The organism is Microbacterium sp. zg.Y909, assembly GCF_024626565.1.
In genome coordinates this window covers 1-5,252 of sequence record NZ_JANJFJ010000057.1, presented here as the reverse complement: position 1 = coordinate 5,252, position 5,252 = coordinate 1, and the positions used below count along the sequence as shown (strand labels likewise).

The window sequence follows — 5,252 nt, the reverse complement described above, 5'->3', positions numbered from 1 at the left end:
CCCCGCCGCGCCTTGCGTGTGTGTCGCCCGGGGGTGGGGGGGGGGGGGGGGGGGCCCCCCCCCCCCCCCCCCCCCCCCCCGCCGGCACGCAGAGCAAGGAGCAGCAATGTCGCACTCCCCGTCCACCACCACCCCCGTCGTCGCTGTGGCGGACCGCGCCGTCCGTCCGTCCCGCGTGGCCCCTCACCGCCGGCGCCACAGTCTCACGACGCGCCGCCAGCATCGCGCCGCGTACCTGTTCATCCTTCCGTTCTTCGTCATCTTCATCACGATGCTCGTCGTCCCGCTGGTCTACGCCGGGTATCTCAGCCTCTTCGAGAGCAGGCTGATCGGCGGCGAGCAGTTCGCAGGGCTCGCCAACTACGCGCGGGCGTTCGCCGACCCCAACTTCTGGGGCGGTCTCGGCCGCGTCGCGCTGTTCCTGCTGATCCAGGTGCCGATCATGCTCGGCCTCGCGCTGTTCTTCGCCTTGGCTCTCGACACCGGGCGTGCGCGGGGGTCCCGCAGCATCCGCCTGCTGATCTTCATGCCCTACGCCGTCCCCGCCGTGATCGCCACCCTGATGTGGGGGTACCTGTACGGGCCCGACTTCGGCCCCCTCGCCCAGGTGGCGCGGGGCGTCGGCTGGGGGACCCCGGACTTCCTCTCGCCGGGGAACATCCTCGGCTCGATGATGAACATCGTCACCTGGGAGTTCATCGGCTACAACATGATCATCATGTACGCGGCCCTCCGGGCCATTCCCGCGGAGCTGTACGAAGCCGCCGAGATCGAGGGCGCCGGGCAGTTCCGCATCGCCTGGAGCATCAAGATCCCCTCGATCCGCCCTGCGATCCTGCTGACGGTGATCTTCTCCGTGATCGGCTCGTTCCAGCTGTTCAACGAGCCGAGCCTGCTCAACGCGATCGCGCCGGATGCCATCACGAACTCGTTCACGCCGAACTACTACGCCTACAACCTCGCGTTCATCAACCGGGAACTCAACTACGCCGCTGCCATCGCGTTCCTGCTGGGACTCGTGATCGCCGTGGTGTCGTACGTCGTGCAACTGGGTGAACAGCGGCGCGAGCAGCGTGAACGGAAGGGACTGTGATGACCTCCCTCGAAACCCGCGCCGTCGTCACCGGCCGGCCCGCGCGCACCCCGCGGCGCCTGCGCCGCTACGTGCCCGCGAAGCGGCGCAGCTGGCTGCTGACCGTGCTGCTGTGGCTGTGTGTGCTGTATTTCGTGCTGCCGCTGTGGTGGCTGCTCGTGGCATCCACCAAGGACACCTCGGCGCTCTTCGCCACCTTCGGCCTCTGGTTCGCGCCGGAGTTCTCGCTCGGTGACAACCTCGTGGAGCTGTTCACGGTGCGCGGCGGCCTGTTCGCGCGGTGGCTGCTGAACACGGTGGTCTACGCGGTGGTGTCGGCGGTGGGCGCCACCGTGCTCTCGGCGATGGCCGGGTATGCGTTCGCCAAGTACGAATTCCCGGGCCAGAAGGCGCTGTTCAGCATCACGCTCGGGGCCGTCATGATCCCGCTCACCGCCCTCGCGCTGCCGACCTACCTGCTGTTCGCGCGGGCCGGGCTCACGGACACCCCGTGGTCGATCATCATCCCGTCGCTGGTGAGCCCGTTCGGGGTCTACCTCATGCGCGTGTACGCGGCCGATGCGATCCCCGACAGTCTCCTCGAGGCGGCGCGGGTCGACGGGGCGGGGGAGTTCCGCATCTTCTGGCAGGTGGGACTGCGGCTGCTGGGGCCGGGCCTGGTCACGGTGTTCCTGTTCTCGCTCGTGGGCACCTGGAACAACTACTTCCTGCCGCTGATCATGCTCAACACCTCGGAGCTGTACCCGATCACGGTGGGCCTCGCCCAGCTGCAGTCGGCGGCATCGGCAGGCGGTGGATCGCAGGCGGTGTTCTCCACCGTCATCACCGGCTCGTTCGTGTCCATCCTCCCGCTCGTCATCACGTTCCTGTTCCTGCAGCGTTACTGGCAGTCTGGGCTGGGAACGGGAGGGGTCAAAGGATGACGACACGCGGTGCCACCCGGGTCGGCGTGCGCGAGGTGGCCGCGCGCGCCGGGGTGTCGTCGCAGACCGTCTCTCGCGTCCTCAACGACCACCCGCACATCCGCGACGAGACCCGCGGACGGGTGCTCGAGGCGATGGCCGCCCTCGGCTACCGGGTGAACAACGCGGCACGCTCGCTCGGGACCGCCACCACCCGCACCCTCGGGGTGATCGCGTCGGATGCCACGCTGTACGGTCCCGCCGTCGGCATCGCGGCGCTCGAGGCCGCGGCGCGCACGGCGGGCCGCTGGATCGCCACGGCCTACGCCGACGCGGCGGACGCGGCATCGGTCACCGCGGCCGCCGAGCACCTGCTCGCGCAGGGCGTCGATGGGATCGTCGTCGTCGCCCCGCACGCCCGCACCCTGGACGCGCTCGCCACCGTCGGTCTTCCGGTCGCGGAGCTGCACGGCGGGCCGGGCGCCGCGCGCCAGTGCGAGGGTGCCGCCGCCGCGGTGCGCCACCTCGTCGATCTGGGCCACACGCGCATCGCGCACCTCGCCGGCCCGGCGGACTGGCGCGAGGCGGCCGCGCGCGGCGAGGGCGTGGAGCGCGCGCTCGCCGAAGCCGGGCTGACTCCCGGCCCGCGCTGGGAGGGTGACTGGTCGGCGGCCGACGGCGCCCGGCGCGCGGCGGAGGTCGTCGCGGCGGCGCAGGCGCCCGCCGGCCCGACGGCAGTGGTCGTCGCCAACGACCAGATGGCGCTTGGTCTCATGGCCGCTCTGGCCGACCTCGGGGTCGACGTGCCGGGGGACGTGAGTGTCACGGGCTTCGACGACAATCCGGATGCCGCCTTCTACCGCCCCGCCCTCACCACCGTGCGGCTGGACATCGTCGGCGAGGCTCGTCGCTGCATCGGCGAGGTGCTGGGTGTCGAAGCCCCCGACCTCCCGGCGCCGCCGACCCTCGTCGCGCGCGCCTCGACCGCTCCGCCGCGCCCGTGACCGGATGGTTCCGGCATCCGCATTCGCCTGTCGCGTGTGGTCGCTTCCGCGCCCGGGAAGCGACACTTCGGGACAGGCGAGCGCCACAGGCTTCGCGCCGGCACGTCGAACACCCATGACAGGGCGGGCTGTTACCGGTAACATCTAGCCAGACCAATGGAGGACCCGTGACCCGCACGCCCGATGATGCCGGTGAGGCCACCGCCGCGACCGACCCGGCCGCTCCGCACACGACGACCGCCGAGGCCATCACCGCCGGCCGCACGTCGCTCGGCATCGAGCTGGGGTCGACCCGCATCAAGGCGTGCCTCGTCGGCGAGAATCCCACCGATGTGCTCGCCGTCGGCAGCCATGAGTGGGAGAACCGCTTCGAGGAGCGCCTGTGGACCTACTCCCTCGAGGACGTCTGGTCGGGGCTGCAGGCGGCCTACGCCGACCTCGTCGCCGACGTGCAGGCCCGTTATGGCGTCGTGCCCGACACGTTCGGCGCGATCGGCGTCTCGGCGATGATGCACGGCTACCTCGCCTTCGACGCCGCCGGTGAGCTGCTGGTGCCGTTCCGCACCTGGCGCAACACGAACACTGGCCCCGCGGTGGCCACGCTCACCGAGCTGTTCGAGGTCAACATCCCGCACCGCTGGTCGATCGCCCACCTCTATCAGGCCGTGCTCGATGACGAGCCGCACGTGCCGCAGATCGACTTCTTCACGACGCTCGCCGGCTACGTGCACTGGCGCCTGACCGGCCGCAAGGTGCTCGGCGTCGGCGACGCGTCGGGCATGTTCCCCATCGACGCGGCGACGGGCGGATACGCCCCCGAACTGCTGGCGCGCTTCGCCGGCCTCGGCACGGGCCTTGACCTCGCCGCCCTGCTCCCCGAGGTGCTCATGGCGGGGACGCCCGCCGGTGACCTCACCGCCGAGGGCGCGGCTCTGCTCGACCCCACCGGGGCCTTGCGCCCCGGCATCCCGCTCTGCCCGCCCGAGGGCGACGCCGGCACCGGCATGGTCGCGACCAACGCCGTCGCACCCCGCACCGGCAACGTCAGCGCCGGCACGAGCATCTTCGCGATGGTCGTGCTCGAGCGGCCGCTGGCCCGCACGCACCACGAGCTCGACCTCGTCACGACTCCCGCCGGCGACCCCGTCGCGATGGTGCACTGCAACAACGGCGCGAGCGAGCTGGCCGCATGGGCGGCGATGTTCGCGCGCTTCGCCGAGGCCGCCGGGCGGCCCCTTGAGGCGGATGCCGTATACGAGACGCTGTTCCGCGAGGCCCTCGCCGGCGATGCCGACGCCGGCGGCCTGCTGGCGTACAACCACCTCGCGGGCGAGCCGATCGCAGGCCTCGACGAGGGGCGGCCGCTGTTCGTGCGCACGCCCGACAGCTCGTTCACCCTGGCCAACGCCATGCGCGCCCAGCTGTACGGAGTCTTCGGCACCCTCGCCCTCGGCATGCGGGTGCTCGACGCCGAGGGCGTGGCGCTGGATCGCATGTTCGCCCACGGAGGCATGTTCCGCACCGCGGGCGTCGCCCAGCGCTTCCTCGCCGGCGCACTCGGGGCCCCCGTCGCCGTGGGCGACACCGCAGCCGAAGGCGGCGCCTGGGGCATCGCCGTGCTGGCGTCGTACCTCGCCCACGCCGAAGGCACCGACCTCGCGACCTACCTCGACCGCCACGTCTTCGCCGGATCCGACGTCACCGTCGCCCAGCCCGACCCCGGCGACGTCGCCGGCTTCGCGACCTACCTCGACCGCTACCGCGCCGGCCTGGCCATCGAGGCCGCCGCCGTCGCCGCACTCTGAACCGCAACCGAAGGAACACCATGGCCCTCTCCACCTCCCTCGACGCCTACGAGGTCTGGTTCGTCACCGGCAGTCAGAACCTGTACGGCGAAGAGACCCTGCGCCAGGTCGCCGACCAGTCCCAGGCCGTCGTCGCCGGGCTGTCCGACCTGCCGGTGCGCGTGGTCTGGAAGCCCGTGCTGAAGGACTCCGACAGCATCCGTCGCCTCGCCCTCGAGGTGAACGCCCGCGACGACGTCATCGGCATCATCGCGTGGATGCACACCTTCAGCCCCGCCAAGATGTGGATCGCGGGCCTCGACGCGCTGCAGAAGCCGCTGCTGCACCTGCACACGCAGGCCAACGTCGAGCTGCCGTGGGCCGACATCGACTTCGACTTCATGAACCTCAACCAGGCCGCCCACGGCGACCGCGAGTTCGGGTACATCCAGACGCGGCTGAACGTCGC

The 5,252-nt window shown here is 71.3% G+C and carries 4 protein-coding genes and 1 pseudogene; all 5 read left to right on the top strand.

All coding sequences use genetic code 11. The features are described from left to right. Window positions 1–106: 106 nt before the first annotated feature. Window positions 107–1,093 carry a carbohydrate ABC transporter permease gene (locus NQ160_RS06490; protein ID WP_257514411.1) on the top strand — a complete coding sequence of 329 codons (987 nt, stop codon included), beginning with the start codon at window positions 107–109 and terminating at the stop codon, window positions 1,091–1,093. After that, window positions 1,093–2,016 carry a carbohydrate ABC transporter permease gene (locus NQ160_RS06485; RefSeq protein WP_257514410.1) on the top strand — a complete coding sequence of 308 codons (924 nt, stop codon included), beginning with the start codon at window positions 1,093–1,095 and terminating at the stop codon, window positions 2,014–2,016. The genes NQ160_RS06490 and NQ160_RS06485 overlap by 1 nt, the downstream gene beginning before the upstream one ends. Further along, window positions 2,013–2,999 (top strand): LacI family DNA-binding transcriptional regulator, encoded by a 987-nt coding sequence (locus NQ160_RS06480; protein WP_257514409.1) that lies wholly within the window; start codon window positions 2,013–2,015, stop codon window positions 2,997–2,999. Before NQ160_RS06485 ends, NQ160_RS06480 begins: the two co-directional genes overlap by 4 nt. 248 nt (window positions 3,000–3,247) lie before the next feature. Then, window positions 3,248–4,804, top strand: a complete 1,557-nt coding sequence (locus tag NQ160_RS06475; RefSeq protein ID WP_257514412.1) for a xylulokinase — start codon at window positions 3,248–3,250, stop codon at window positions 4,802–4,804. A gap of 20 nt (window positions 4,805–4,824) precedes the next feature. Continuing rightward, a pseudogene (locus NQ160_RS06470) lies at window positions 4,825–5,252 on the top strand (L-arabinose isomerase); the annotation flags it as partial.